25 protein-coding genes, 5 tRNA genes and 1 pseudogene are annotated in these 25,381 nt (G+C 66.5%); 15 read left to right on the top strand and 16 right to left on the bottom strand.

What is annotated here, in order from left to right:
* Positions 1 to 92: 92 nt before the first annotated feature.
* On the bottom strand, positions 93 to 746 hold the full coding sequence (locus tag JOF57_RS13730; protein WP_209917270.1) for a biliverdin-producing heme oxygenase: 654 nt from the start codon (positions 744 to 746) through the stop codon (positions 93 to 95).
* 90 nt (positions 747 to 836) lie between these two features.
* Positions 837 to 1,403 carry a TetR/AcrR family transcriptional regulator gene (locus tag JOF57_RS13725; RefSeq protein WP_209917268.1) on the bottom strand — a complete coding sequence of 189 codons (567 nt, stop codon included), beginning with the start codon at positions 1,401 to 1,403 and terminating at the stop codon, positions 837 to 839.
* Positions 1,404 to 1,560: 157 nt separating this feature from the next.
* Here JOF57_RS13725 and JOF57_RS13720 point away from each other — a divergent pair, with 157 nt between their 5' ends.
* Positions 1,561 to 3,198, top strand: coding sequence for an alpha/beta hydrolase (locus JOF57_RS13720; protein ID WP_307870016.1), 1,638 nt, complete (start codon positions 1,561 to 1,563; stop codon positions 3,196 to 3,198).
* Here the strand turns inward: JOF57_RS13720 and JOF57_RS13715 are convergent.
* Positions 3,190 to 3,262, bottom strand: a tRNA-Gly gene (locus tag JOF57_RS13715). The genes JOF57_RS13720 and JOF57_RS13715 overlap by 9 nt on opposite strands.
* A 182-nt stretch (positions 3,263 to 3,444) precedes the next feature.
* On the opposite strand from JOF57_RS13715, the gene JOF57_RS13710 reads away from it, so the two are divergent.
* On the top strand, positions 3,445 to 5,133 hold the full coding sequence (locus tag JOF57_RS13710; RefSeq protein WP_209917266.1) for a serine/threonine-protein kinase: 1,689 nt from the start codon (positions 3,445 to 3,447) through the stop codon (positions 5,131 to 5,133).
* 51 nt (positions 5,134 to 5,184) lie between these two features.
* Positions 5,185 to 5,373 carry a ribosome modulation factor gene (locus tag JOF57_RS13705; protein ID WP_209917264.1) on the top strand — a complete coding sequence of 63 codons (189 nt, stop codon included), beginning with the start codon at positions 5,185 to 5,187 and terminating at the stop codon, positions 5,371 to 5,373.
* A 159-nt stretch (positions 5,374 to 5,532) separates the two neighbouring features.
* On the opposite strand, the gene JOF57_RS13700 is transcribed toward JOF57_RS13705, so the two are convergent.
* From JOF57_RS13700 to JOF57_RS13675, 7 genes are all read right to left on the bottom strand, one after another.
* On the bottom strand, positions 5,533 to 5,865 hold the full coding sequence (locus JOF57_RS13700) for a hypothetical protein (protein WP_209917262.1): 333 nt from the start codon (positions 5,863 to 5,865) through the stop codon (positions 5,533 to 5,535).
* Positions 5,862 to 7,247: a WXG100 family type VII secretion target gene (locus JOF57_RS13695; protein ID WP_209917260.1), complete on the bottom strand. Its 1,386-nt coding sequence runs from the start codon at positions 7,245 to 7,247 to the stop codon at positions 5,862 to 5,864. Before JOF57_RS13695 ends, JOF57_RS13700 begins: the two co-directional genes overlap by 4 nt.
* A gap of 176 nt (positions 7,248 to 7,423) precedes the next feature.
* Complete coding sequence (locus JOF57_RS31240) at positions 7,424 to 7,555, bottom strand: hypothetical protein (RefSeq protein ID WP_273544671.1); 132 nt, start codon at positions 7,553 to 7,555, stop codon at positions 7,424 to 7,426.
* A gap of 239 nt (positions 7,556 to 7,794) precedes the next feature.
* Positions 7,795 to 7,869 (bottom strand) — tRNA-Val (locus JOF57_RS13690).
* A 17-nt stretch (positions 7,870 to 7,886) separates the two neighbouring features.
* A tRNA-Cys gene (locus JOF57_RS13685) sits at positions 7,887 to 7,960 on the bottom strand.
* A 30-nt stretch (positions 7,961 to 7,990) separates the two neighbouring features.
* Positions 7,991 to 8,063, bottom strand: a tRNA-Gly gene (locus JOF57_RS13680).
* Positions 8,064 to 8,172: 109 nt separating this feature from the next.
* A complete protein-coding gene (locus JOF57_RS13675) occupies positions 8,173 to 8,583 on the bottom strand; it encodes a hypothetical protein (protein WP_209917257.1) in 411 nt (136 codons plus the stop codon).
* Between the two features lie 211 nt (positions 8,584 to 8,794).
* Between JOF57_RS13675 and JOF57_RS13670 the strand changes: the two genes are divergently transcribed.
* Together JOF57_RS13670 and JOF57_RS13665 are read left to right on the top strand one after the other, a co-directional pair.
* Positions 8,795 to 8,869, top strand: a tRNA-Val gene (locus tag JOF57_RS13670).
* Positions 8,870 to 8,991: 122 nt separating this feature from the next.
* Complete coding sequence (locus tag JOF57_RS13665; protein ID WP_209917255.1) at positions 8,992 to 11,406, top strand: Tex family protein; 2,415 nt, start codon at positions 8,992 to 8,994, stop codon at positions 11,404 to 11,406.
* 3 nt (positions 11,407 to 11,409) lie between these two features.
* On the opposite strand, the gene JOF57_RS13660 is transcribed toward JOF57_RS13665, so the two are convergent.
* From JOF57_RS13660 to JOF57_RS13650, 3 genes are all read right to left on the bottom strand, one after another.
* Positions 11,410 to 12,126: a TVP38/TMEM64 family protein gene (locus tag JOF57_RS13660; protein ID WP_209917253.1), complete on the bottom strand. Its 717-nt coding sequence runs from the start codon at positions 12,124 to 12,126 to the stop codon at positions 11,410 to 11,412.
* Between the two features lie 204 nt (positions 12,127 to 12,330).
* Entirely contained in the window at positions 12,331 to 12,702 is a 372-nt protein-coding gene (gene trxA, locus JOF57_RS13655; protein WP_209917251.1) for a thioredoxin, read from the bottom strand.
* Positions 12,703 to 12,727: 25 nt separating this feature from the next.
* Positions 12,728 to 14,110: an MBL fold metallo-hydrolase gene (locus tag JOF57_RS13650; protein ID WP_209917249.1), complete on the bottom strand. Its 1,383-nt coding sequence runs from the start codon at positions 14,108 to 14,110 to the stop codon at positions 12,728 to 12,730.
* A gap of 187 nt (positions 14,111 to 14,297) precedes the next feature.
* On the opposite strand from JOF57_RS13650, the gene JOF57_RS13645 reads away from it, so the two are divergent.
* The 3 genes from JOF57_RS13645 to JOF57_RS13635 all read left to right on the top strand — a co-directional run bounded on the left by JOF57_RS13645 (position 14,298) and on the right by JOF57_RS13635 (position 16,276).
* A complete protein-coding gene (locus tag JOF57_RS13645) occupies positions 14,298 to 14,906 on the top strand; it encodes a rhodanese-like domain-containing protein (protein WP_209917247.1) in 609 nt (202 codons plus the stop codon).
* Positions 14,903 to 15,796 (top strand): sulfite exporter TauE/SafE family protein, encoded by an 894-nt coding sequence (locus tag JOF57_RS13640; protein WP_209917245.1) that lies wholly within the window; start codon positions 14,903 to 14,905, stop codon positions 15,794 to 15,796. Before JOF57_RS13645 ends, JOF57_RS13640 begins: the two co-directional genes overlap by 4 nt.
* 75 nt (positions 15,797 to 15,871) lie before the next feature.
* Positions 15,872 to 16,276, top strand: a complete 405-nt coding sequence (locus tag JOF57_RS13635) for a DUF302 domain-containing protein (protein ID WP_209917243.1) — start codon at positions 15,872 to 15,874, stop codon at positions 16,274 to 16,276.
* 96 nt (positions 16,277 to 16,372) lie between these two features.
* Here JOF57_RS13635 and JOF57_RS13630 read toward each other — a convergent pair.
* Positions 16,373 to 17,263 (bottom strand): annotated as a pseudogene (locus JOF57_RS13630) (ketopantoate reductase family protein); the annotation flags it as partial.
* Between the two features lie 274 nt (positions 17,264 to 17,537).
* On the opposite strand from JOF57_RS13630, the gene JOF57_RS13625 reads away from it, so the two are divergent.
* On the top strand, positions 17,538 to 18,338 hold the full coding sequence (locus JOF57_RS13625) for an SDR family NAD(P)-dependent oxidoreductase (RefSeq protein ID WP_407666566.1): 801 nt from the start codon (positions 17,538 to 17,540) through the stop codon (positions 18,336 to 18,338).
* On the opposite strand, the gene JOF57_RS13620 is transcribed toward JOF57_RS13625, so the two are convergent.
* Both JOF57_RS13620 and JOF57_RS13615 read right to left on the bottom strand, forming a co-directional pair.
* Complete coding sequence (locus JOF57_RS13620; protein WP_209917236.1) at positions 18,339 to 19,406, bottom strand: NAD(P)H-dependent amine dehydrogenase family protein; 1,068 nt, start codon at positions 19,404 to 19,406, stop codon at positions 18,339 to 18,341.
* A gap of 103 nt (positions 19,407 to 19,509) precedes the next feature.
* Positions 19,510 to 20,007: a DUF1990 domain-containing protein gene (locus JOF57_RS13615; RefSeq protein ID WP_209917235.1), complete on the bottom strand. Its 498-nt coding sequence runs from the start codon at positions 20,005 to 20,007 to the stop codon at positions 19,510 to 19,512.
* Positions 20,008 to 20,039: 32 nt separating this feature from the next.
* Here JOF57_RS13615 and JOF57_RS13610 point away from each other — a divergent pair, with 32 nt between their 5' ends.
* The 6 genes from JOF57_RS13610 to JOF57_RS13585 all read left to right on the top strand — a co-directional run bounded on the left by JOF57_RS13610 (position 20,040) and on the right by JOF57_RS13585 (position 25,371).
* Positions 20,040 to 20,672 carry a PaaI family thioesterase gene (locus tag JOF57_RS13610; protein WP_209917233.1) on the top strand — a complete coding sequence of 211 codons (633 nt, stop codon included), beginning with the start codon at positions 20,040 to 20,042 and terminating at the stop codon, positions 20,670 to 20,672.
* Entirely contained in the window at positions 20,669 to 21,088 is a 420-nt protein-coding gene (locus JOF57_RS13605) for a TIGR02611 family protein (RefSeq protein ID WP_209917231.1), read from the top strand. Before JOF57_RS13610 ends, JOF57_RS13605 begins: the two co-directional genes overlap by 4 nt.
* 74 nt (positions 21,089 to 21,162) lie before the next feature.
* Entirely contained in the window at positions 21,163 to 23,223 is a 2,061-nt protein-coding gene (gene thrS / locus JOF57_RS13600) for a threonine--tRNA ligase (RefSeq protein WP_209917229.1), read from the top strand.
* A complete protein-coding gene (locus JOF57_RS13595) occupies positions 23,220 to 23,819 on the top strand; it encodes an ATP adenylyltransferase (protein ID WP_209917227.1) in 600 nt (199 codons plus the stop codon). The genes thrS and JOF57_RS13595 overlap by 4 nt, the downstream gene beginning before the upstream one ends.
* Complete coding sequence (pgsA, locus tag JOF57_RS13590; RefSeq protein ID WP_209917225.1) at positions 23,816 to 24,463, top strand: phosphatidylinositol phosphate synthase; 648 nt, start codon at positions 23,816 to 23,818, stop codon at positions 24,461 to 24,463. Before JOF57_RS13595 ends, pgsA begins: the two co-directional genes overlap by 4 nt.
* Complete coding sequence (locus JOF57_RS13585; RefSeq protein WP_209917223.1) at positions 24,460 to 25,371, top strand: phosphatidylinositol mannoside acyltransferase; 912 nt, start codon at positions 24,460 to 24,462, stop codon at positions 25,369 to 25,371. Before pgsA ends, JOF57_RS13585 begins: the two co-directional genes overlap by 4 nt.
* Positions 25,372 to 25,381 lie beyond the last annotated feature (10 nt).

The following is a 25,381-nucleotide window of genomic DNA, read 5'->3' as shown; positions in this document are numbered from 1 at the left end:
ACAGGCTAACTATGGTTAGCATAAGCTAAGTAGCACCGAATTGGGGTGTGGACGTCCCAGGAAGACGTCCTAGGGAAATGGCAGGGGCGAGATCAGCGCCGGTAGTCGGACAGGTTGGCGGTGAGTTCGTCGAACAATGCCTGGTTCAGGGCGAACGCCACCTTGACCTCGTCGACGACGCGGTCGATGCCGTCGTGGTCGAGGTTGAGGCCGTCGAGGTGGGCCCGGTAGGCATCCTTGTACGGCTTGGCGCGCATCGGGAATTCGTACAAGGACAGGCCGTTGCCCTGTAGGTCGAACGCGCGGTCGAGCACCCGGCCGATGGCCTGGCCGCCGGACAGGTCGCCGAGGTAACGGGTGTAGTGGTGGGCCACAAGGGCGCCGCCCCAGGAGGATTCGGCGATCCGGCTGCAGTAGGCGCGGGCGGCGGGGGAGTCGACGTCGCGCGCTGCACCGGGGGCCCAGTGCTCGAGATCGGCATCGATGGTGGCCAACCGCTCCAGCATCGGGTCGTAGAAAGCGGCGACGAGGGGGTCGGCCTGTCGGGCTCGGACCGTCTCCTCAAGCGTGCTGTAGACCGCGCGCAGTCGCAGCAGGTAATCGACGTAGCCCTGGCCGTTGACCCGCCCACTGAGCAACTCCGACATGAACGACGACTGCTCGGCGGCAGTGTGTTCGCTTCGCGAGTCCTCGCGCATTGCGACGGACAGCGATCGGACGGACTCGGGGGCGATGGTGCTCGGCATACTCTGACTCCAGGTGTTTAACGACAAGTTGTCAACATCATGCCGACAATCTGTCAGGAAACCTAGCACCGGGTCGCGCGCCGTGGGGTCCTACGTTCGCGCGGACAGTGCGCGCAGGACGAACTCCTCGATTGCCGCAACCGGAAGATGGCGCGGGGCCAGGCACGCATGTATCAACGACATGGTGACGGCCTCGTCGTCGACGGCGAACTGCCCTGAAGTCACACCCTGGGCCAGGATCTCGCGCAGCACATCCTCGACGGCCACCACATGGTCGCGGATTGCCAGCATCGTCTCGGTGGACAGCGCGCCGTAGAGCTGCATGCCCATGCCCATATGGAATTCCTGCCCGGCCTCCAACTGATGCCGGATGTAGACCCTCAGGCGCTCGACGGGATCGTCGATCTCGGACAGCGCGGCCCGCAATCCGTCGAGGTAACGGGTCGTCTCGTGCGAGGCGAACGCGATCACCACCGACTCCTTGTCGGGAAAGTGGTGATAGATCGCGGTGCGCCCGATCCCGGCCTCGGCGGCGAGCTTGGCCATCGTGATCGCGTCGAAGCTCTGGTCGGCCATCAGCGCGGCGAAGGCCTCGAAGATGCGCTGTTGGACCAGCTCGCGGTGTTCTTCTACCGATGAGGCGTTGATCCTGGGCACGCCCGACTCTAACGCCGGCTCTGCCAGCGGATTCTGTTAGTGCAGGCTTAGCTGCTCCGGCGGTGACCGCGTATTCCACTACAGTCTCGATACCCAACCGAGTGAAGGGCGGTACTTCGTGCTGCGTGCGTTGCGGGACTTACCCATCGGTGGACGCGTGGCAACTGCCGCGCGCACTCTGAATCCAGTCGGATTGTCCGGCGCGCTGCTGTTCTTCGCCTGGTCGATGAGCCCGTCACTGCTACCGCGGGCCTGGTATCTGCAGGGGGTCGCGACGGGCATCAGCGTCGGGATCGGGTACGGGTTGGGATGCGCGACGGCGTGGGTGGTGCGACGTTGCGGCGTCCGTCCGCAATGGTCCGCGCGCGTCCGGCGGATCGGGTGGTGGACGCTGGCCGGTGCCGCCGTCGTGGTCGTTCCGACGTTTCTGGTGCTCGGATCTTGGTGGCAGCAGATCCTGCGCGACCTGATCGGCATGCCGCGCGCTGAGCGGTCCTTCTACATCCTGGTGTTGCTGATCGCGGTGGCCATCGCGTTGGCCCTCGTGGCGATCGGGCGCGGATTGCGTTGGGCCACCAATCGCCTGACCGATCTCGGTGGTCGGGTCGTACCCGGTCCGGTGGCCCGGCTGGCCGCGGTGGTGATCGTGGTGGTGCTGGCGGTGGCCGGGCTCGACGGTGCATTGCACCGCGGCCTGCTGAGCATGGCCGAACGTTCTGCGAAGGTGGCCGACAAGAGCACGGCCGAGGGCGTGACCCAGCCGAGCGCACCCGAACGCTCCGGTTCGCCGGCCTCGATGCAGGCGTGGGACACCCTCGGGAGCGAAGGTCGGAATTTCGTGGCCGGTGGCCCCAGCGCCGAACAGATCTCGAAGGTGACCGGCACCCCGGCGCGTACCCCGATCCGGGTGTACGCCGGTCGCACCTCCGCCGACAATGTCGAAGGTATCGCCGAGCAGGTGGTCGCCGAGCTACACCGCACCCACGCCTTCGAGCGCAAGGTACTGGCGGTGGTCACCACGACGGGGCGCGGCTGGGTGAACCCGAATGTCGCGGCCGCCTTCGAATACGTCAACGGCGGCGACTCTGCGATCGCGTCGATGCAGTATTCGTTCCTGCCCAGCGCGCTGTCCTTCATCGCCGATCGGGAGACTCCGCCGTTGGCCGGACAGGCGCTGTTCGAAGCGGTGCATCGGGTGTGGGCGGCACTTCCGGAGGCCAAGCGGCCGAAACTGGTGGTGTTCGGGGAGAGCTTGGGTTCCTTCGGCGGACAGTCGGCATTTGCCTCCGGCGCGGACATCGTCGCCCGTACCGACGGGGCGCTGCTGGTCGGCACGCCCAACTTCGCACAGCCCTGGGGCAGGCTCACCGCTGACCGGGACCCCGGCTCGCTGGAGCGTCTGCCGGTAATCGACGAAGGACGTCACATCCGCTTCGCGTCCCGGACCTCCGATGTGAATCTTTCGGGGCCCTGGGAGTTTCCGCGCGTGGTGTTCTGGCAGCATGCCGGCGATCCGATCACCTGGTGGTCGTTCGATCTGCTGCTGCACCGGCCGGACTGGTTGCGGGAACCGCTGGGGCCCGACGTCGATCCGGGGATGCGGTGGCTGCCGATCGTGACGTTCTGGCAGGTGACGCTCGACATGATTTTCTCCGCCGACGTGCCCTACGGGTACGGCCATGCCTTCGGCCCCGATGCCGCCGACCTCTGGGTCGACATCCTCGCGCCGCGAGGGTGGGATCCCGCCCTGACCCAAAGGATCCAGGACGCCATAGCCGGGACTGAGAGCGGATGACGGGATTCGAACCCGCGACCCTCACCTTGGCAAGGTGATGCGCTACCAACTGCGCTACATCCGCGCGCCACGAGCGAGATCGTCGCCCGTCGCGATGCAGAACACTAGTTCACCGCTGCACACAGACACAAATCGGTCATTCTGATTTGCATTGCGGGGCAACGTAAACAATGCGCAACGTGGAAAGGGTGTCGGTGATCGGGATGCCGGCGTCAGGCGTCAGGGGGCAGTTCGTAGGATTCCTGGATGCCGCTCGACGTCGGTGAGACGTTCTCCGTGTTCCGGATTATTCGACCGCTGAGCTCAGGCTGGGCGGGGGATGTCTACCTCGCTCAGCATCCCAGGCGACCCCGACTCGACGCGCTCAAGGTGCTGTCCGAGGATCGTTCGGCTGACCCCGAGTACCGGGAGCGGTTTTGCCGCGAAGCCGATGCGGCTGCCACGTTGTGGCATCCCAACATCGCCAGGGTCCATGGTTGCGGTGAACACGACGGTCAGCTCTGGATGGCGGTGGATTTCGTCGACGGTGTGGATCTGGCTGGGCTTCTCGAGCAGCGATACCCGAACGGCCTACCGCGCGAACAGGTTTTCCGCATGGTCATCGCGGTTGCCGGTGCGCTCGACTACGCACACAAGCATGGTTTGCTGCATCGCGATGTCAGGCCGGCCAACATCATCGTCGCCGACGTCGAGGATGAGGCGGAGTTGCGCGCGGTTCTCGCCGACCTTGGTATTGCCCGCGATACGCCGGCCGTGGACAAACCCGAATATGCCGCACCTGAACAACTGATGGGGGAGGACGTCGACGGCCGCGCTGACCAGTACGCCCTGGCATGCACCGCGTACCACCTCTTGACCGGGACGCAACTGTTCGCGCACCCCAATCCCGCGGTCGTGGTCAGTCGCCACGTCAACTCCAAACCGCCGGCATTGGCCGACGCCCGGCCCGAGTTGGGCGACCTCGATCCGGCGCTGGCCAAAGCCCTCGCCAAGAACCCGGCTGACCGATTCGTCAGCTGCGGCGCTTTCGCGCATGCCCTGGCCGATGAAACCCCGGTGCCCGCACTGACTTCGGTGCAGACACCGGCCGCACCGGTGCCCACGCCCGGGTTTCGGTTGCCCGGGAAGCCGGGCTGGGTGCCCGTCGCGGCGATGGCCGCCGTCGCCGTCGCCGTCATCGGCAGCGTCGGCGTGTGGCAGCTTCGGCCATCGGCTGAGGCCGCAGCGAGTGAGCAGACGAGCCCAGTGCCGAGCACAGCGACGGCGAGCGCCACGAACGCGGCAGTCCCGTCACCCGACGGTCCCGTCGTTGACGGCCTCTACCGCCTCGACTACGACAACCCCGGCGCCACCCTCAATGGCAACCCCTGGCCGGCGGCGGGCAACCAGATCGCCAGCTACTGGTGGGCATTCCGATCGACCTGCAAACCCTCGGGGTGTGTTGCGACGTCGACGCGCATGGATAGCAGCAACCATGCCGTCCCCTTCATCGAAGGTGGCGGCATGACAGCGGTATTCCGCTTCATCAACGATTCTTGGCAAGGTGATCCGGCGGGGGGCTCGCTTCCCTGTGAGGCGCCGAACGTCATGCAAGCGCAGGCGATGGATACAGCGTTGGCGCTGGCGCCGCAGCCGGACGGTGTGTTGGCCGGCGCGCAAACCACCACCATCCAATCCAACGAGTGCGGGCTGCAGGGTGCGGTGATCACCGTGCCCGTGCGCGCCACCCGACTCGAAGGCGTCCCACCGGGGAGCCCGGTCGCCGACCCGGCCGCGGTTCCCGATCCGCTGCCGCCCGGCCCTCCGCTGCTCGCGCCGCCGTTGCCGCCCGGCCCTCCGCCGCTCGCGCCGCCGCCTGCCCCGCCGCCTCCTGCACCACCGTCAATCGGCCCGATCGTGCCGAACCCCATCCCGCCCGTCGCTCCGCCGAGCTGAACTCGGTGTGGGATCCGCCGGACCCGGCCCGCGTGCCCGCATGATCGGCCGATGATGAAGCGGGCGGCATACACCTTCGCGCTCTACTCCGGCTCACTCGCCGAGCCCGGCGACCGCAACCCATATGCCGACCGGTCGCTGGTCCTCGCGAAGCCGTGGATGCGGGGGTACACGCGGATGCTGAGGGTGCGGATCGAGACGGGGCCGGCCATGCAGCGTTATCGCGCGGGGGATCGCTGAGCACAGCCATCATCACCGTCCGCTACTGGCGGCAGATCGGGTACGGGCCGTAGTTCGCGTATCGGGCGGCGGGTGATGGCCCGGCGATCCGACGTTGAGAAGTGGATCGATGAGCAGTTCGAGGACCAATAACGAGATGTAAGAGTCCTCGGGGAACGGTTATTGCTCGGGATTGTCTTCTGGCAAGGTGACTTTCGAGTCATCAGGCAGTTTGGCTTCGTCGTCGCCCACGTGGGTGTAGGCGACCAGGGCTGTGATGCCGGCGATGAGTGGAACGCTAAGCGGCCAGGCGATGACGAGGTACATCGGTCCCCATAGCGTCAGACTAAGCAGTGCCAGGCGCACATATTCACCGCCCGATACCGGCTCGCCCTCGTGGTTGACGATGAACCCGATGCAGACCGCGATACCAGTCAGTACGCAACTCGCTAGCACCACGGCGGCCAGCGACCGAAAGACCCGCCGCTTGGTCGGCTTGGAGAATGTGATCATCGTCCCTCACTTACTTTGGGAATCAGGCCTTCTGAGGGATCAGTGAGCTTCGTGGTGTGCTGGGTGAACGGGTCCGGCGCGAACGGAATCGCGTTCTCTAGCTGCCACCGCCAGTCCGGGATGCCGGGCCGCACGGGTGGGAGTGAGGCGTCGCCGATCCAGTGCTCGCGTATCAGGCTGGTTGCCGGGCCGAGGTCACTGCCCGAGTTCGCGGGAGTCCATTGCAGCACCTCCGGTGGTATCCCTTCGCGATATTGGTACGTCTCCATGCTGGGGTAGATCGTTGTGTTACCGCCGAGGTTGACTTTGCCATTGTCTAGCGGGTCCAGCGTGATCCGGCCGTGGACTGTCATATCTAGCGCGACGGCTCCGGAAAACTCGTAGGCATCCCAGGTGTTGTAGTCGATCGTCATTCGTCCGTCAGGAGCTTCGACGACGTGGATCTGTGGTGGTGCGGTGTCGGCGCCGCCGCGTGCCCCGTCGACAGTGGTGGTGGGGTTCTGCCGGATGGCGACAACACCGTTCTCGTAGTCCACGAACAGTGATACACGAGAGTGTTCGGGATCGATGGTGGCACTAGGGCCGCGATTGTCCCCGAAGTTCTTCGGAAGCAGCCGCAAGTCGATTAGGTCCTGCACGTCCTTTGGCAGATTCTGCACCTCGGCCGAGGGGATGAACCAATTGGAACGGACCACGCCTTTGCCTGGCTGCGGAGTGAACCTGCCCGCGACGATCCTGGCAGGTTTTCCATGGTTCTTCGGGTTGTAGCTGTGGGGGTCCAGTCCAGCAGCCATCCGCCAATCGTTTGCAGTGACCGGCTCACGACCGTAGACCCTCTTGAACGCTTCGATCTGATTGCGCGACCGCTCGTCGTTCTGGTTGATCGGGATGGTGGGCGGATTGCCCGGTTCATCCGTGCCGTCGAGCAGGTTGAGGCCGTGCGCCAGTTCGCGGTCGATCATTTCGGCAGACGCCAGAAGCTGCTTGAGCGTGGTGGTGATGTAGTCGAGGTCGTTCTGGTTGACGTCATCGGTCAGCGGCGTAACGGTGCCGGTTTCGAGGTTGATGCCGAACTTGCCGCGCGCCATTTCCTGCACGTTCTGCAGAAACGATTTGAGACCGTCGATCTCATCGGCAGCCTTGGAGATCACCTTCGATGCCTCCTGGCGGGCAGCGACGTGGCTCGACAGATAGGCGCCGAGCTTATCCAGGCTGTCGTTTGCAGCGTCCGCGGCCTGGCCGCTCCAGGTGCCGAGGATCGGGAGATCTCGGAGACCGTCCTTGACCCCGTCCATCGAACTGGAGCTGGCGTCTAGCGCAGTCGATACTTCCCGGACCTGTCCTGCATTCCACCGTTCGACGTCGGCGAGCGTCAGGGGCATCAGAGGTTCTGGCGGATGCGGAGCAAGTCGACCGCTGCGTCCTGGTCGATGGTCTCGTACTTGTTGCCGATGTGACGGAACGCGTCACGGTGGTGGGTCAGCTCGGCGCTGATGTGGTCTGCGACGGTTTGAAGGTGGCTCAGTTTGCCCTTGAGCGCGTCACCCGATGATCCGACTCATCCCGAGCCGGCGGCTGCGATATCGGCGTTTGCCGATTGCTGTGCCTCGGTGTGGTCGGCCTCGTGCATATCGAGGTGATCAGCGGACATGAACAGGTGCGTCGGATCAACTTTCAGCGACTGCGACATTGCTTCCCCCTCAGCAAGCAGTGTTAGCTACATGTTCAGGCTACCCGGTTACGGGTACCACCCTTCCCGCAGATTCCCGGCGAATCAAAAAGTGGATTACTTGCCCAGCTTGGCAAGTTGTGTGGGGGGCGGAAGCCCGCGTCATTCGGCTGGTGCGCCTCCTCGGTGACCACCCGCGAGCCCTATTGCGCGGATACGGCGAAGGCCCGGTAAAAACCGGGCCTCACCTCGCAAAACTATGGTGCGCGATACTGGGATTGAACCAGCGACCTCTTCCGTGTCAGGGAAGCGCTCTCCCGCTGAGCTAATCGCGCGGGTCGAAATTATTCCTTGGAGGTGGAGACGGGAATCGAACCCGTGTGCACGGCTTTGCAGGCCGTTGCCTCACCACTCGGCCACTCCACCGCTGGGGTTGATGCCACAATCGCACCTTCGAGCGGATGACGGGATTCGAACCCGCGACCCTCACCTTGGCAAGGTGATGCGCTACCAACTGCGCTACATCCGCGCGCCACGAGCGAGATCGTCGCCCGTCGCGATGCAGAACATTAGTCCACCGATGCTTGCAGACACAAATCCCCATGACGAGAGGGCAACGTGCGGCTGAAAACGGTCTTTCAGAACAGGTGATAGGCAGCTCGCGACAGAGTGAATCCGTGCCGGGTCTTCGTGTCGCGACATGTGATCCCCGTCGCAACGCTCTCGCAGCGCAGCGTCCCGGCGGTAACCGAGTCGCGGTCTCCCAGTTGGACACCCGCACTCGGTGTGGTGCCGCCGGCGCAGACGAACTGCGCGGGACGTCCCGAGTTGAGGGTGATCCCGTGGCCGTAGTCGAACGCGCAACTGGCCGGTCGCAGTGGTGGGGCCCAGTTACGTTCGGCGATGTCGCAGCGCGCGGTAGTGGCATCGAGGTAGCACCGCACGTTGCCCGACGGTGCGCTGAAGCTGGTCGGGCCCGTGACCTGCCGGTTCACCACCTCGGAGACGCTGCGGAAGTTCGGAGTTACGGCCGGAGCTGATTCTGTCACGGGGGCCGGGGTGCTGTGGCAACCGGAAAACAGTGCACTAGCAGCAAAAACAGTGCCACTGACGGCTGGCCAGCGGACCCGCAGGTGAACCATGACGGGTGACCATACGCCCGCATCGGGGTGCATATTTGGCAAATCAAACAAGTTGGATCGACGGGCGCCGATTCGGGCCTGACCGCGGACGCGTGCTAGTGTTCGACGTCGTTCCCACGGTCTCGTAGCTCAGTGGGAGAGCGTCCGCCTCACACGCGGAAGGTCGCTGGTTCGATACCAGCCGGGACCACCATCGTCACAAACAGCCTCGGAGATATCCGGGGCTGTTTTTTCGTGGCCGAACACTTTTCGTGGCGGGACACACAGCTCACCGTGACCCGGTGTTGTCGGTTCGATTCGGTAGGGTCCTCCGACGTGACTCAGAGCGTGACCGTCGGAACCATCAAATCCGTAACTGCCCGTCTGGCCGAGGAACTCGCCGTGCGTGAGGGGCAGGTCGTGGCCACGGTGGCCCTGTTGGACGAGGGCGCGACGGTCCCGTTCATCGCCCGGTACCGCAAGGAGGTCACCGGCAGCCTCGACGACGGCCAGCTGCGCACCCTGGAGGAGCGCCTGGGTTACCTGCGTGAGCTCGACCAGCGTCGTGAGGCTGTGCTGGCCTCGATCCAGGAGCAGGGCAAGCTCACCGACGAGCTGCGGGCGGCCTTGATGGCTGCCGAGACCAAGGCCCGGGTCGAGGACATCTACCTGCCGTACAAGACCAAGCGGCGCACCAAGGCCCAGATCGCCAGGGAAGCCGGCCTGGAGCCGTTGGCCGACCGGCTGCTGACCGATCCGACGCTGGTGCCCGACGAGGCGGCCGGCGAGTTCCTCAACGACGACGTCGCCGACGCGGCCGCTGCACTCGACGGCGCCCGGCACATCATCATCGAGCGTGCCGCCGAGGATGCCGAGTTGGTCGGTGCGACCCGGGAGAAGTTCTGGGCCGACGGCGCGTTGCGCACCGGCCCGTGGTCCGAGGAGGCCGCGAAAAGTCAGGCTGCGCAGAAGTTCCGGGACTACTTCGAGTTCTCCGAACCGCTGGAGAACATGCCGTCGCACCGGGTTCTCGCCGTGCTGCGCGGCGAGAAGGAACAGGCGCTGTCACTGACCTTCGACGGCGGCGAGGACGAGCTGTATCAGGCGATGATCGCCCAATCGCTCGGCATCGACATGGGCTCCAAGGCCCCGGCGACCCCGTGGTTGACCACCACCGTGCGGTTGGCCTGGCGCGCCAAACTGATGATCTCGGCCTCCGTCGACGCGCGCATCCGGTTGCGTCAGCGGGCCGAGGAGGAGGCGGTGGCGGTATTCGCCCGCAACCTCAAGGACCTGCTGTTGGCCGCCCCGGCCGGTACCCGCGCCACGCTGGGGCTGGACCCGGGTTTCCGCACCGGGGTCAAGGTTGCCGTCGTCGACGCCACCGGCAAGGTCGTCGACACCTGCGCGATCTTCCCGCACCAGCCGCAGAAGCAGTGGGGCCAGGCCAAGGCCATCCTGGCGGCGCTGTGCGCCCGGCACGACGTTGAGCTGATCGCGGTCGGCAACGGGACCGCGTCGCGGGAGACCGATGCGTTGGCCGCCGAGCTGATCGCCGATATCCGGTCGGCCGGAGCCACTGCGCCGGCCAAGGCCATGGTGAGTGAGGCCGGCGCATCGGTGTACTCGGCCTCCGAGTACGCGGCGCGAGAGATGCCGAACCTCGACGTGACGCTGCGCGGTGCGGTCTCGATCGCCCGTCGTCTGCAGGATCCGCTGGCCGAGCTGGTGAAGATCGATCCCAAGTCGATCGGGGTGGGGCAGTACCAGCACGACGTGACGCCGGGCTCGTTGGCGCGCAGTCTCAATGCCGTTGTCGAAGATGCGGTGAACGCGGTGGGGGTGGATCTCAACACCGCTTCGGTGCCGCTGCTGGCCCGGGTGTCGGGAGTGACCGAGTCGCTGGCCGAGGCGATCGTGGCGCACCGGGAGAGCGCCGGGGCCTTCCATAGCCGCAAGGCGCTGCTGGACGTTCCGCGCCTGGGTCCCAAGGCCTTCGAACAGTGCGCGGGCTTCCTGCGGATCCGCGACGGTGAGGATCCGCTGGATGCTTCCGGGGTGCACCCCGAGTCGTACCCGGTGGTGCGGCGCATCCTGGACCGCTCAGGCGTGACGCTGGCCGAGTTGATCGGTGACGAGCGCACCCTGCGGGGGCTGAAGCCCGCTGATTTCGCCGATGAACGCTTCGGTCTGCCCACGGTGACCGACATCCTGGCCGAGCTGGAGAAGCCCGGGCGTGACCCGCGACCGGCGTTCTCCACCGCCACCTTCGCCGCCGGTGTCGAGAAGGTCGCCGACCTCAAGCCCGGCATGGTGCTCGAGGGTGTGGTGACCAACGTGGCGGCCTTCGGCGCCTTCGTCGATGTCGGTGTGCATCAGGACGGGCTCGTGCACGTCTCGGCGATGGCCGACCGGTTCATCTCCGACCCGCACGAGGTGGTCAAGTCGGGACAGGTGGTCAAGGTCAAGGTCGTCGAAGTCGACGTCGAACGGCAGCGGATCGGATTGACGCTGCGGCTCAACGACACCCCGCAGGAGGGCAAGCGGCCCGATCGCAACGACCGTGGCGGTCAGGGTGGGCCGAATCGTCGTGACGGTGGCGGCAATCAGGGTCGTGGCGGCGACCGGCGGAACCAAAACCAGAACCAGAATCAGAACCAGAAGCGCGGCAACAGCTCTGGTCGCCGGGAATCCAGTCAGCCGTCGGGTTCGATGGCCGACGCGCTGCGCAACGCCGGGTTCGGTAAGTAGCGGTTACGGCGTCTGCTCCGGGGCCTGATCGGCCCCGGGGTGATGGCGGCGCCAGGATCGGTAGCCGCGGTGGGCGGCGAACGCGCCGATGACGGCCGTGACACACCACACGCCGATCGCGGTATAGGCCAGCGGCGCTGACAGGTCGCCGATCGAGGCACCCAGCGCGGTGTAGACGAACGCGCGGGGCACCGACCCGATGAATGCGCCGGCGGCCATCTGCCACAACGGAACCCCGAAGGCGCCGAAGGCGTAGGAGGCCAGCGCGTCGGACACGCCGGGGACGAATCGCTGCCCGACCACCGCCCAGAGGCCGCCCCGTTGGATCTGGCGGTCGAGCCGGTCGGCGCGTTGCGCCCCCAGCAGGGCCCGGGCGCTGTCGCGTCCGGCCCGTCGGCCGATCAGGCTGGCCACCACGGCGGTACCCACGGTCGCGCCCAGGGTCACGAAGGTGCCCAACACCGGGCCGAACAACACGCCGCTGCCTGCGGCCAGGATCGGGCCGGGGACGAACAGCGCACCCAGGCAGGCCGAGACCACCACGTACGCCAGCGGGGCAGCGGGTCCGGTGGCGGCCACCGCGCCCCGGATGTCGCCGACGTCGATCACCCGGGCGACGGCCACCAGATAGAACAGTCCGAACAGGAATGCCGCGAAGGCGACGAGCCGCAGGATGTGCGGTCGTCGATCGGTGCCGGGAGAATCGTCGCTGTCAGTCATGGCGGCCACGATTCTTCCCTACCGTCGCGACCTCGGCGGGCCGTCAGTTACCGGTTTGTGCGGGGATTTTCGGTGCTGTGGGCGCAATTGCAGCGCTGGGCCGGTGGCACCGACCCCATCACCTCGTCGGCGTGCTGTCCGCAGCCGTCCCAGGTGGTCTTCGCGCAGCGCGGACATTTCGCGGGGTAGCACATGTCGTACCTTTCAGTGGGTGCTGGCGGTTTCGGCGGCGATCGAGGCCCGGACCTCGTCCATGTCGAGGGCCGCGATCTGGGAGATCAGGTCCTCCAGGGCCGCCGGCGGCAAGACCCCGGCCTGGCGGAAGATCATTATTCCCTCGCGGAATGCGGCGATGGTCGGGATGGACTGGATCGCCATGGCGGAGGCAAGTTCGTTTTCGGCCTGAGTGTCGACCTTGGCGTGCACGATCTCGGGGTGGGCGGCCGAGGACTTCTCGAAGGTCGGGGCGAAGGCCCGGCACGGGCCGCACCATGAGGCCCAGAAGTCGACCAGGACGATGTCGTTGTCGCGGATGGTGGATTCGAAATCCGCGTAGCTGAGGTTGCGGGTGGTCATGATGTTCTCCTTGGTTTGAGACGGATTAGTTGGTACTGATGTGTGATTCGGCCCAGGCGTTGTAACCACCGACCAGGTCGGCGGCGCCGGCGAAACCTTCGGCGCGTAGCAGTGATGCCGCCACGCTGGAACGCCAGCCGCCCGCGCAGTGCAGCACGACGGGCTTATCGGTGGGGATGTCGGCGAAGCGGGTCCGCAACTGCGCCAACGGAATTGCGATCGAGCCGGGAATGGCGCCGGATTCGCGCTCACCCGGGTTGCGAATGTCGATCAGCGTCACCTCGTGTTGGTCGAGCATGCGGTCGAGTTCGGTGATCCCGACCCGCGGTGCGGCGACCATGAGGTCGGACAGCTCCGCGGGGAAGGTGCCGTCGGCGGCCACGTTGAGGTAGCCGATGGCGTTGTCGGAACCGATGCGGGCCAACCGCAGCGCGGCCTCCTGTTCCTCGCCCGGGTAGGCGATGAGCACGATCTGCTCGCCCACCTCGGCGACCATTCCGCCGGTCTCGGCGAAGCGGCCGTCGAACCCGACGTTGACCGAGCCGCGCAGGTGGGCGGCGGCGAAATCGTCCACGCTGCGGGCATCGACCACCCGCATGTCGGCGGCGAGCGCTTCGCGCACCTGAGCCGGGCTGAACTCGGGGATGGACCGGGATTGGTCCAGCAGCGGATGCTGCCGCTTGTTCATCGCGGCGTTCACCGAGAAGTACGACGGTGCCGCGGGTTGACCGTCGGTGATCAACTCGACGAAATCCGTCTCGCTCATCGGCTGCACCGACGGGTTGGTGCGGCGTTGCTCGCCGATGGTCGACGTCAGTTCCGTGGACAGGTTCTTGCCGCAGGAGGAGCCGGCGCCGTGGGCGGGCATCACGGTCACCTCGTCGGGCAGCGTGAGCAGTGTGTCGTGGATTGTGTGGTACATGGCCCGGGCCAGGTCGCTGGTCGAACCGTTACCCAGGTTGACCAGATCGGGTCGGCCGACATCGCCGATGAACATCGAGTCACCGGTCAGCACGGCGGTGGGGACGGCCCCGGAACGTTCGCGGACCAGCACACTGATCGACTCCCAGGTGTGGCCCGGGGTGGTCAGGATCTCCAGGTCGACGGCGCCCAACGAGATGTGTTCGCCGGCCGCCAGCCGCCGGATGGGGTAGTCGGTCTCGGCTGCCTCACCGAATCCGATCCATGCGCCGGTGGCTTCGACGAGCTCGAGGTGCCCGGAGACGAAGTCAGCGTGGAAGTGCGTGTTGATCACACCTTCGATGGTCAGCCCGAAGCGATCGGCGTCAGCCAGGTACTCGGTGATGTCTCTGCGGGGGTCGACCACGATTGCCCGGCCTGATGTGGGGTCGCCGATCAAATACGAGGCGTGCGAGAGACATTCGATGTAGTACTGCTCGAGGATCATTTGGACTACTCCTTGGTTCTTTCCGCCGCGCTCGGGTACTGCGGGGAAGCATTCGACTGATTCAACCATACCCCCAGGGGTATTTATTCCATCGTGCAGATACCCCTACCGGTATGTGGTAACCTGGCTGTGAACATACCCCAGGGGGTATAGAAATCAATGTCTCTCCTAGACCTGAAGGTGTCCCATGACTGACGTCGCCACTCCCAAGACCATCGATTCCCACGGTCTTGCCGAACTTCTGCAGACGGCCAACCCGCCCAGGCTGCTCGACGTCCGTACCGCCGCGGAGTTCGAGACCGCGCACATCCCCGGCTCCTACAACGTGCCGCTGGATCTGCTCCGCGAACACCGCGACGAGATCTCGAACACCGCACAGGCCGACGGCGTCGACGAGTGGGTTCTGGTCTGCCGTTCAGGTCAGCGGGCAACCCAGGCCGAAGAGGCGCTGCGGCAGCACGGGCTGCCCAATGTCCACATCCTTATGGGCGGCATTGTCGACTGGGAGGCAAAAGGATTCAAGGTCAATCGCGGTGCTGCGAAGTGGGACCTGGAACGCCAGGTGCGACTGGTGGCCGGATCGATCGTGTTGACTTCGATCTTGGGGAGCATTGCCGCCCCCAAGCTCAAATGGCTGGCAGGCGCCATCGGTGGCGGGCTGACCTTTGCGGCACTGTCCAACACGTGTGCCATGGGCATGCTGTTGTCGAAGCTTCCCTACAACCGCGGCGCCAGTTGCGACGTCGAGTCGGTCGTCGGCCAACTCTCCAGCTGCCCGGCCACTAGGCCACGATGATCGGCTTGACGCTGGCACTGGCTGTCGTCGTCGGGATCACGCTGGGCGTGCTCGGCGGCGGCGGCTCGATCCTCACGGTTCCACTGCTGGCCTACGTCGCGGGCATGGATGCCAAGCAGGCTATCGCTGCGTCATTGCTGGTCGTGGGTGTGACCAGTGCCGTCGGCGTGATCGCGCATGCCCGGGCGGGCCGGGTGCAGTGGCGGGTCGGCCTGATCTTCGGTGCGGCCGGCATGGCCGGGGCGTATCTGGGTGGCCTGCTGTCACGGTTCATTCCGGGCACGGTGTTGCTGATCGGGTTCGCCCTGATGATGGTCGCCACCGCGGTGGCCATGCTGCGCGGCCGCAGAGCCACCGACAACGCAGAAGCCGATGGCCGGCAGCGGCAGTTGCCGGTGGTGAAGATCCTGGCCGAGGGCCTGGTGGTCGGGTTGGTGACGGGCCTGGTCGGTGCCGGTGGCGGCTTCCTGGTAGTGCCGGCTCTGGTGCTGCTCGGCGGGCTCTCGATGCCGGCGGCCGTGGGCACCTCGTTGGTGGTGATCGCCATGAAATCGTTCGCCGGTCTGGCCGGATACCTGTCCACCGTGCAGATCGACTGGAGGTTGGCCCTGATGGTGACCGCCGCGGCGGTGGTCGGTGGATTGATCGGTGCCCGGTTGACCGCGCTGATCAAACCCGATGTGCTGCGCAAGGGCTTCGGCTGGTTCGTCCTGCTGATGTCGTCGGTCATCTTCGCTCAGGAGGTGCACCCGGCACTCGGCGCCACGGTCGGCGGCCTCACCGTGCTCGCCGCGCTGGCGAACGCGGTGTGCGCCCGCATGGCCCGCTGCCCGCTGCGGCGGAGCACGATGACGCCGCCTCGTCAGAAGGTGTCGGCCGGCGGGGCGTGAGATCCAAACCCGCGTGGCACTCTGCCGCCGCGGGTAGTTTGAGGCCTTGGCCGAGGAAATGAAAGGAACCACGAGATGGACATCGCGTTAGCGACCACCACGCAAGGACCGTTCGACGAGGCTGTTGCCCGCACTCGAAACGCATTGGGCGAGCAGGGGTTCGGCGTGCTCACCGAGATAGACATCCGGTCCACGCTCAACGCGAAGCTGGGCGATGGTGCCGGCGACGAGTTGGGGGAGTACCTGATCCTGGGCGCGTGCAACCCCCAGTTCGCTCAGCAGGCGCTCCGCGCGTTTCCGCGGATCGGCGTGCTGTTGCCGTGCAACGTGGTGTTACGGACACCTCGTGGCAGTGATGCGGTGGTCGTCGTCGAGGCGATGAACCCCAGCCTGATGGCCGAGGTGACCGACGAGCCTGCGCTGGTCGATGTCGCTGCCGAGGTCGGCCGACGCCTGCAGGCGGCACTCGACAGCCTCTAGCGCGCTCGGATGCGACGCCAGCTTCTTCAGTGCGGCGGCGGCGTCCAGTGAACGTACGGGGCGGCCCACTCGTGCGTGTTCGGCAGTGACGCGTTGGATCAACTCGTTGACGGGAGCGTTCTGGTGGTGCAGGCGGGCCTGCAGCACGATTTCGCCGTTGAACCAGTCGGTTTCGACCTTGGTGTGTCCCCTGGCCACGCTCTGCCAGGTGGAACTGAAGTAGTCGTCGTGAACCTGGCCCTGCAGCAGATCCCCGCGACGTTGCGCATCCTGCGCTGCGGTGACGAAGGGGATCCCGGCGGCGGTGAGGATGTGCTCGGCCTCGTCGCGGGCGCGGGAGATCAGGGTGTCGGCCTCGGGTCCCGGACGGTAGGCCGCGATCACGCCGTTGCCGAGGTTGGCGATCAGCTTGCGGTACTTCCACGCCATGACGTCGTCGCGGACCTGCGATTCGAACCGGGCCACCTGTAATGCGGCGGAGAATTGTTCGGCCAGTTCGTCGCGACCTGCCGGGTAGCGGCCGACGTCCAGGATGCCCGCCACCGGATCACTCTGTTGGATGACCACACCGGGATCGAGGTGCGCCGCCGGGAGCATCACGGTGACGCCGTAGACATTGGCGAACCTGCGAAGTGCGGCGGCCTCGTTGGCCACCCCGTTCTCGGCGACGAACACCGGTGTCTCTATGGGGGCGTGGGCGCTGAGATCGTCGAGTGCCGTGTCGGTTTGGTGGCTCTTGACCGCCAGTATCACCACCGGCCGGGTGGACCAGTCGACCTCACCGGCACCGGCGGCGGCCGGCAGGTCGATGTTGTCGGTGCCGGCCTGCGTCACCAGGGTGAGTCCGCAGGTGCGGATCGTATTGAGGTGCGCACCACGGGCGACGGCCGTCACGTCGTACCCGGCCAGCCGCAGTCGAGCGGCGATCACGCCCCCGATCGCCCCGACTCCGTACACCACGAACGGGCGGGTGAGAGTTGTCGCCATCGCAGGTTGCCTCGATTCTTCGGTGTGGAGAGCACGACTGCGTGATGGTCAGGCCGCCGGTCGGGTATCGAAGGCCGTCGGATTTACCGTCGACAGAATGACAGAACTGTCGGATGTGCGCAGCTGAACGCAAACCGGTGTTCCTGAGCCACACGGCCGTGACCTGGGCATTTCACCGAGACAGCGGCAGAAGTCATCGCAATTTTAATTCTGGTGTCATCCAGGCTTCATGTGAGATCACGCCGCGCTGGGTCCGCCCCGTAGGTTGATGGCCGTGGATACCCCGATCGCCGTGGTCACCGGAGCGAGTCGTGGCGCGGGCCGCGGCATCGCCACAGCCCTGCTCTCCTCGGGTTGGCGGGTGTACGTCACCGGCCGCACCGTCACCGACCCCGGAAAAGGCGGCATCGCCGTCCAACTCGACCACTCCGATGACGCTGCCGTGGGTGCGCTGTTCGAGCGGATCACCGAACAGGAGGGCCGGCTGGACCTGCTGGTCAACAATGCCGCCGCGGTGCACGATGACCTGGTCAACCCGAAACCGTTCTGGGAGAAGCCGATCGAGTTGGCCGATGTGCTGGAGGTCGGGTTGCGGTCGGCCTATGTGGCGTCCTGGTACGCCGCGCCGCTGCTGTTGGCCGCCGACCATGGTCTGATCGCGTTCACCTCCTCGCCCGGATCGGTGTGCTACATGCACGGCCCGGCCTACGGCGCTCAGAAGGCCGGCATTGACAAGCTGGCGGCGGACATGGCGGTCGATTTCACCGACACCGGGGTGTCGACGGTGTCGATCTGGATGGGCATCCTGCTCACCGAGAAGTTCAAGGCCGCGTTCGCCGGCCACCCCGACGCGCTGGCCAAGACCGCCGAGCACGCCGAAACTCCGGAGTTCACCGGTCATCTCATCGACGCGCTGTACCGGGACCCGGAGTTGGCTCAACTGTCCGGGCACACCGTGATCGGTGCCGAACTCGCGGCCCGCTACGGCATCACCGACGAAGGTGGCCGGGTGCCGCCGTCACACCGGGACATGCTGGGTGCGCCGCACGAGCCCAGCTCGGTCATCATCAGATAGTCACTGCCGCCGAAACCCGGTGTGGCTGCGGATCAATGGCAGCGTCGCGAGCGTGGCGAACCCGGGTTCGGCGTCGCACACCTCGGGCACGGCATTGAGGACCTGCATCGCGGTGGCGACATTGGCCGCTCGCACGTGCTCGGCCATCGTGGCCTCGCGGGTAAAGCTGGCCAGACTGAAGAAGTGGGTCTGCATGGACGGATCGCCCTCGATGGTCAACGTCCAGCCGTGCTTGGGTCGCGGCCACTGGTCGGGGTACTCGTTGCCCACGGTCCACAAGGTCTCGATCTCGATGAGCGGCTCGCCGTCTCGCACTCCGACCCAGTTCCACCGTTGCCCCGCTGTGGTGCCGGCAGTCAGCACGTGGTCGAAGATCTGGTGGTCGTGACGGGCGGGCACGGCCTCCACCGACGAGGTGACCTCGTCGATATCGGCACCCAAAGCATCGGCCAGCAGCCACACCTGCTCGCTGAACAATTCGTTGTTGAATGCCAGGAACTCGGTGCCATCGACGCGTATCTCATCCACCGGCCGGCCGAACGACATGTTGTCGAACGTGATGTGTGTGCTGTCGTAATCGGACCAGTCGGCGCGCTCCTGCAGCGTGATCTTGTCGATCCGCCGACTCATTCCGGACAGCACCAACGGCAGCGCGCCTGACAGGTTGCCGGGGTTCAGCCCGCCGCCGTGCACCGTCGTCCCGCCCGCGGTGCAGGCCGCCAGCAGTCGCTCGCGGTCGGCATCGGGCAGGCGCCGGGGGTGGAACAGAAACGCTGTCGTCACCACGTTCTTGCCGCCGGCCAGCAGCGCGCATACGTCTTCCAGATTCGTGATCCGCGGTGTGTAGATGACACAGTCGGCGTCCAGTCCGAGAATGGCCTCGACATCGGTGGTGGCGAGGACGCCGACCGGCGGCCGGCCCAGCAGTTCGCCGACGTCGACACCGTCCTTGGCGTCGGAGTACACCCGCACCCCGACCAGGTCGAGGTCGGGGCGGTCGTCCAGGACAGCCGCCAGCGCCTCGACCCCGACCGCGCCGGTGCCCCACTGAATTACCCGATATGTCATAGGGCGTCATTGAAGCTGATTGGCGGCGACTATGAGGCGAGAAGCAGAATCGACTGCGACTGAATCTCGCGGCAGATGAAGCAGGGCCTCCACAGGTCGGACTTCAGATGCCGCTGAGATACCGGCGCGTCACGACCCGCTGGAGCAGCTGTGTCACCGGGCCGCCCAACCGGCTCCACCATGTGGCCGGCCGGGAGAACGCGACCACCTCGGCGTGCACGGTGCCGGTCGCCGGGTCATACCGGACCGAGAACAGCTCCTCACCCGATTCGGGATGGCCGGCCAGCGTGCCGTAGGCGAAGCCCCGCCGGTCGGTTTCGTCGAGCACATAGACCACCCGGCACGGCGCCGGTACGGGTCCGAGCCGGACGACCAGTTCGGTGCCCACCGCGGCGGCCTCGGTGGTGGCCTGCACCCGCAGGCCCGCGCCGCGTTGCATACCCCACCGCAGCACGTCCGCGCCGGCCTGCTCGAAGCGGTCGCGGCCGGTACCGATCTCCGCCGCCGCCCTAGTGTGGCGGTAGCCCGCGGGCAGATCGCCGGCCGTGGCGCCTACCTCCGGATAGGTCAGGGGCAGCCGGGCCAGGTCGTCCAGTTTCACGTCCACCACCATGGCACCTTTACGGTGGCGGTGTGGCCCCAGAAAACGACACCGCCGGCACGCACCTCGGCGGAGGGTTCAACCCGCCCGACCCCACCGATCGCGGCGGCCCCGATTACGGCCGATTCATCGAGGCCGTTCGCACCCTGCAGGACCACGCTCGGAGCGCCGACGCCCCCGATGCGGTGATCACCCAGGCGGCCGATCTGATCGAGCAGGTGTCGGCGCTGCTGGCGCCGTATGAGGCCGACGAATGGAATTCACCGTCCGGTCGGCGGATGGACCTGCCCAACCGGGGCAACGTCACCAACGTGCCGGTGCACCTGGAACGGACCGACGACAACCGAATCGCCGGAACCGCCCACTTCCGGCGTTTTCACCTGGGCCGCAACGGCGCGGTGCACGGCGGGTCGCTGGCGCTCCTGTTCGATTCGCTGCTGGGTTACACCGCCGCCAAATTGACCGGCAGCATGTATCAGCGCACCGCATATCTGCATGTCAACTACCGCCGGATCGTTCCGATCGGGAAAGAACTGCAGGTGCAGGCCGGTATCGACCGCATCGAGGGCCGCAAGATCTTCGTCGAGGGACGGCTGCTCGACGGCGACGACGTGCTCGCCGAGGCCGAGGCGTTGTTCGTCCGGCTCAAGCCGGGACAGCCATGAATCCGGCCGCGGTGAAGCAGCGCTGGACGCGCTGGCGGGAAGGGTTGCGGTCACGCCCGGCCGCCGAATTCACCTACCGGATCGTCGTCGGTGTCATCGGCACACTCGTGCTGGCCGTCGGCATCGTGGCGATCCCGTACCCCGGTCCCGGTTGGGCCATCGTGTTTCTGGGCTTGGCGATCCTGGCCAGCGAATTCGCCTTCGCCAAGCGGGCGCTGCGCTACGTCCGGGCCCGCTACGACACGGTGATGGCGTGGTTCGATCGCCAGCACATCGCGGTCAAGGGGGTCAGCGCGGTGTTCACCGGACTGGTCGTGCTGGGCACGCTGTGGCTGTTCGGCGTGGTCGGTTGGAGCGCCGGACTGGTCGGACTGGAGCAGCAGTGGCTCAAGAGCCCGATCGGGTTGGGGTCCTGATCAGCAACCTCGATGGCCCACCCCGATAACATGTCAGCGTTCGCATTAGCCCTCGCATGGTAGGAGACTCCCCGATGAGCGCCGCCCCCAGCCCAGCCCCCGCCGCACCGATCCGGGTCGCGGCCGGGACTACCGCCGGCGCGGCGGTGCGTGAGGCGGATCTGCCCAGTCGCGGGACCCCGGACGCGATCGTGGTGGTGCGCGACGCCGAGGGGCGACTTCGGGACCTGTCTTGGACCCCGGACACCGATGTCGAGGTGACGCCGGTGGCGGCCAACACCGACGACGGCCGCAGCGTGCTCCGGCACTCGTGCGCCCACGTGCTGGCCCAGGCCGTACAGGACCTGTTCCCACAGGCCAAACTGGGTATCGGTCCGCCGATCACCGATGGCTTCTACTACGACTTCGCCGTCGCCGAGCCGTTCACGCCCGAGGACCTGAACAAGCTCGAGAAGCGGATGCAGAAGATCGTCAAGGACGGTCAACTGTTCTCCCGGCGCGTCTACGAATCCAAGGATCAGGCGCGCGAGGAGCTGGCCGGCGAGCCCTACAAGCTCGAGCTGGTCGACGACAAGTCCGGTGCCGACGACCCGGAGGTGATGGAGGTCGGCGGCGACGAGCTCACCGCGTACGACAACCTCAACGCCCGCACCAAGGAACGGGTGTGGGGTGACCTGTGCCGCGGCCCGCACATCCCGACCACCAAGTACATCCCGGCCTTCAAACTGACCCGCAGCAGCGCCGCGTACTGGCGCGGCGACCAGAACAACGCCAGCCTGCAGCGCGTCTACGGCACCGCCTGGGAGTCGCAGGAGGCGCTCGACCGTCACCTGGAGCTGATCGAGGAGGCGCAGCGCCGCGATCACCGCAAGCTCGGTGTCGAGCTGGACCTGTTCAGCTTCCCCGACGAGCTCGGCTCCGGTCTGCCGGTCTTCCACCCCAAGGGCGGTGTGATCCGCAAGGAGTTGGAGGACTACTCGCGGCGCAAGCATTCCGAAGCCGGCTACGAGTTCGTCAACACCCCCCACATCACCAAGGAACACCTCTACATCACGTCGGGCCACCTGGAGTGGTACGCCGACGGCATGTACCCGCCGATGCACATCGACGCGGAATACAACGACGACGGCACGGTACGCAAGCCCGGGCAGGACTACTACCTCAAGCCGATGAACTGCCCGATGCACCACCTGATCTACCGGGCCCGCGGCCGCTCGTACCGCGAACTTCCGTTGCGGCTGTTCGAATTCGGGTCGGTGTACCGCTACGAGAAGTCCGGCGTGGTGCACGGGCTGACCCGGGTGCGCGGCATGACCCAGGACGATGCGCACATCTACACCACGCGGGAGCAGATGCGCGGCGAGCTGATCTCGCTGCTGCAGTTCGTGCTCGATCTGCTCGCCGATTACGGGCTGAACGATTACTACCTGGAGCTGTCCACCAAGAATCCCGACAAGTACGTGGGCTCCGACGAGATGTGGGACGAGGCCACCGAGACTCTGCGGTCGGTGGCCGAGGCCTCGGGCCTGAATCTGGTGCCGGATCCGGGTGGCGCGGCGTTCTACGGCCCCAAGATCTCGGTTCAGGTCAAGGACGCGCTGGGTCGCAACTGGCAGATGTCGACGATCCAGCTGGACTTCAACATGCCCGACCGCTTCGAGCTCGAGTACACCGCCGCGGACGGCAGCAGGCAGCGCCCGGTGCTGATCCACCGCGCCCTGTTCGGTTCGATCGAGCGCTTCTTCGGAGTGCTCACCGAGCACTACGCGGGCGCATTCCCGGCCTGGCTGGCGCCGGTGCAGGTGGTCGGCATCCCGGTCGCCGATGCCCACCTGGACTACCTGTATGACGTTGCCGCCCAACTGAAGTCGCGCGGCGTGCGGGTCGAGGTCGACGGCAGCGATGACCGGATGGCGAAGAAGATCGTCAACCACACCAACCAGAAGGTGCCGTTCATGCTGCTGGCCGGGGGCACGGATCTCGAAGCCGGCGCGGTGAGCTTCCGGTTCGGGGACCGCACCCAGATCAACGGCGTGCCCCGCGATGAGGCAGTGGAGGCGATCGTGAAGTGGATCGCCGACCGCAACAATGCGGTGCCGACGGCCGAGCTGGTCACGGTGGGAACCAGCCAGTGACCGGCGACGAGCGGTCGACCGTCGACCACGGCGGCGGAGACGCCATCATCGACCATGGCGTCGGCAAGCCGGACCACCTGCAGCGGCTGTGGACGCCACACCGGATGAGCTACATCGTCAATGCGGTGAAGGGGGCCGGCTCCGAGGATTCTGCCGGGTCGACCTCATCCTCCCAGCCGTTCACCGACATCCCCCAGATGTCCGACGAGGACGGGCTCATGGTCGCCCGCGGTGAGCTGGTGTATGCCGTGCTCAACCTCTACCCGTACAACCCGGGCCACCTCATGGTGGTGCCGTACCGGCGGGTGTCGGAGCTGGAGGACCTCACCGAGGCCGAGAGCGCTGAACTGATGGCGTTCACGCAGAAGGCGATTCGCGTCATCAAGGCCGTGTCGCGCCCGCACGGGTTCAACGTGGGGCTGAACCTAGGTGTCTCGGCCGGCGGATCGCTGGCCGAGCACCTGCACATGCACGTGGTGCCCCGCTGGGGCGGCGACGCGAACTTCATCACGATCATCGGTGGCGCCAAGGTCATTCCGCAGTTGCTGAGTGAGACTCGGGAACTGTTGGCGACCGAATGGGCACGCCAGCCGTGAGCAATCTCTTTCTGATGAGCCGGGCGGCCTACGCGAAGTTGTCGCGGCCGGTGGCCAAGGCGGCGCTGCGCGCGGGCCTGACCCCCGACATCGTCACCATCGTCGGCACCGCCGGAACGGTGACCGCCGCGCTGACACTCTTCCCGATGGGGCAGTTGTGGTGGGGCGCGTTCGCCGTGTTCGTCTTCGTCCTCGCCGACATGCTCGACGGGGCAATGGCCCGTGAACGCGGTGGGGGCACCCGGTTCGGTGCCGTGCTGGACGCGGCATGCGACCGCATCGCCGACGGCGCGATATTCGCCGGCCTGCTGTGGTGGGCGGCGTTCGGCATGCACAACCCGACGCTCGTGGTCGCGATCCTCATCTGCCTGGTGACCTCACAGGTGATCTCGTACATCAAGGCCCGCGCTGAAGCCAGTGGCCTGCGCGGTGACGGCGGCATCATCGAACGCCCGGAGCGACTGGTGATCGTGCTCGTCGGCGCGGGGCTGTCGGGGGTGCCGTGGCTGCATGTGCCGTGGCTGCTGCACGTCGCGGTATGGCTGCTGGCCGTGGCCAGTGTGATCACCGTGGCGCAGCGACTGCACGCAGTGCGCACGTCGGCGGGCGCCATGGATCCGATTCAACCCCCGGGGGCCCCGTGAACATTCCGTTGTCCGGGCAGGTGACCGATCTGGGTTACGCGGCAGGGTGGCAGCTCGTTCGCTCGATGCCGGAGTTCGTGGCGCGCAACGTGTTCGACGCGGGTGCCCTCTATGCCTCCCGCGGCGGTGGGCCGCAGCAGCTGCGCAAGAACCTGGCCCGGGTGGTCGGGGTGCCTCCGGCCGAGGTGTCGGACGATCTGATGCGGGCGGCACTGGCCTCCTACGCCCGGTACTGGCGCGAGGCGTTCCGGCTGCCATCGATGGACCTGACCGCCGTGGCCAAGCGTCTTGACGAGGTGTTCGTCGGCGCAGACAAGCTCCGGGCTGCCAAGAAGGCGGGCCGAGGCGCCGTGCTGGCGCTGCCGCACAGCGGGAACTGGGACATGGCCGGAGTGTGGCTGGCCCAGCAGTTCGGCACCTTCGCGACCGTCGCCGAACGGCTGAAACCCGAGTCGCTGTATCGGCGTTTCATCGACTACCGGGAGAGCCTCGGATTCGAGGTGTTCCCGCTGTCCGGTGGGGAGCGCCCGCCGTTCGAGGTGCTCTCGGACCGGTTGCGGGACAACATGTTCGTCTGCCTGATGGCTGACCGGGACCTCACCCGTCACGGGGTGGAGGTCGATTTCTTCGGCGAGCCCACCCGGATGCCCGCCGGGCCCGCCAGGCTGGCGATCGAGACGGGCGCCCCGCTGCATCCGGCGCATGTCCACTACGACGGTGAGGATTGCGTGGTCGAGATTTTCGACGCACTCGACACCTCGTCGGGGGACGTGTCGGTGGTGATCCAGCAGTTGGCCAACCGGTTCGAGGCGAACATCGCGGCACACCCCGCCGACTGGCACATGCTGCAGCCGCAGTGGCTGGCCGATCTGTCCGATGAACGTCGCGCCCGACTGGGTACCACCTGATGAGCGCTTG

Source organism: Mycolicibacterium lutetiense (assembly GCF_017876775.1).
GTDB classification, from domain to species: Bacteria; Actinomycetota; Actinomycetes; order Mycobacteriales; family Mycobacteriaceae; genus Mycobacterium; species Mycobacterium lutetiense.
This window is presented reverse-complemented; position numbering and strand designations above follow the sequence as displayed.